At 68.0% G+C, this 1,320-nt stretch carries 1 protein-coding gene; it reads right to left on the bottom strand.

Annotated features, from left to right (window positions below):
* Positions 1-1,320 (bottom strand): isopeptide-forming domain-containing fimbrial protein (locus TX83_RS18005; RefSeq protein WP_186442643.1); only part of this gene is annotated, 1,320 nt, incomplete at both ends.

Genomic DNA, 1,320 nt, shown 5'->3' with positions numbered 1-1,320 from the left:
CAGCGAGCCGTCGACGAAGCTGAAGCCGGCCGGCGGCGTATCGACCAGGGTCGCATCGGTCGCATCGACGGTGCCGGTGTTCTCGACCGTGACCGTGTAGCGGACCAGGTCGCCGATCTTCACGTCGCGCGGCGAGGCCTGCTTGATCACCCGCAGGGTCGGCGGCGGCGCCACCGTGGTGCTGGTGGTGCAGCTGCCCTGACAGGTCGGGTTGTCCGTGCCGGTGCCGACGACGGTGTTGTCGACCGTCTCCGACGCCTGCGCGTTGACCCGCGCGGTGTAGGTCACCGTGTAGTTGCCCGGGACCGTACCGGCCGGCAGCGTGCACACCAGTGGGTTGGCCGCATTGCAGGTGTAGCCGTTGCCGCCGGTCACCGCGACGAAGTCCAGGCCCGAGCCCAGCGTGTCGGTCAGGGTCAGAGCATTGCGCGTCGGCGCATTGCCCACGGTGGTGGTCAGCGTGTAGGTGATCGTGTCGCCTTCCGCCACCGGGCCCTGGGTGCTCGCAGTCTTGTTGTAGGTCACCACCGGCGGCGCGACTTCGGTCACCGTGGCGCAACCGACCGTCGAGCAGCTCGGTGCATCGGTACCGGTACCGACCACTGCATTGTTGACCGTACCGCCCGCCTGGCCATTGACCCGCGCGGTGTAGCTCATGGCGTAGCTGCCCGGCACCGTACCGGACGGCAGCGTGCAAACCAGCGGATTGGCCGCGTTGCAAGTGAACGGACCGGCATTGGTCACCGCGACGAAGTCCAGACCCGAACCCATGGTGTCGGTCAGGGTGGTCACGTCGGTGGTCTGCGCGTTGCTGATCGTGACCGTCAGGGTGTAGGTCAGCGTATCGCCCACCACGACCGGACCGGCGGTGCTGACGGTCTTCTCGTAGGTCACCGCAGGCGTGGCCACCGGGGTCTCGGTGCCGCACGGGGTGGTGGTGCAGGTGCCCTGGTTGGCAGTCACGGCATTGTTCACCGAACCGGTCGCCTGAGCATTCACCGACGCGGTGTAAGACACCGCGTAAGTGCCCGGCAACGTGCCCGTCGGCAGCGTGCACACCAGCGGATTGGCGCCGTTGCAGCTGTACGAGCCTGCACTGGTCACCGCACCGAACGTCAGGCCCGTGCCCAGCGTGTCGGTCAGCACCAGGTCCGTGGTCAGCTGCGAGTTGGTCACCACCGCCGTCAGCGTGTAGGTGATCGTGTCGCCCACCACCACCGGGCCAGCCGTGCTTGCGGTCTTGGTGTAACTCACCGCAGGCGCGGCCACCGGGGTGTTGGTCGTGCAGGTGCCGCAACCCGGGTTATCGGGGCCGGTCGG

It is taken from the genome of Lysobacter antibioticus HS124 (genome assembly GCF_000336385.2).
Lineage (GTDB): Bacteria > Pseudomonadota > Gammaproteobacteria > Xanthomonadales > Xanthomonadaceae > Lysobacter > Lysobacter firmicutimachus.
This window is presented reverse-complemented; position numbering and strand designations above follow the sequence as displayed.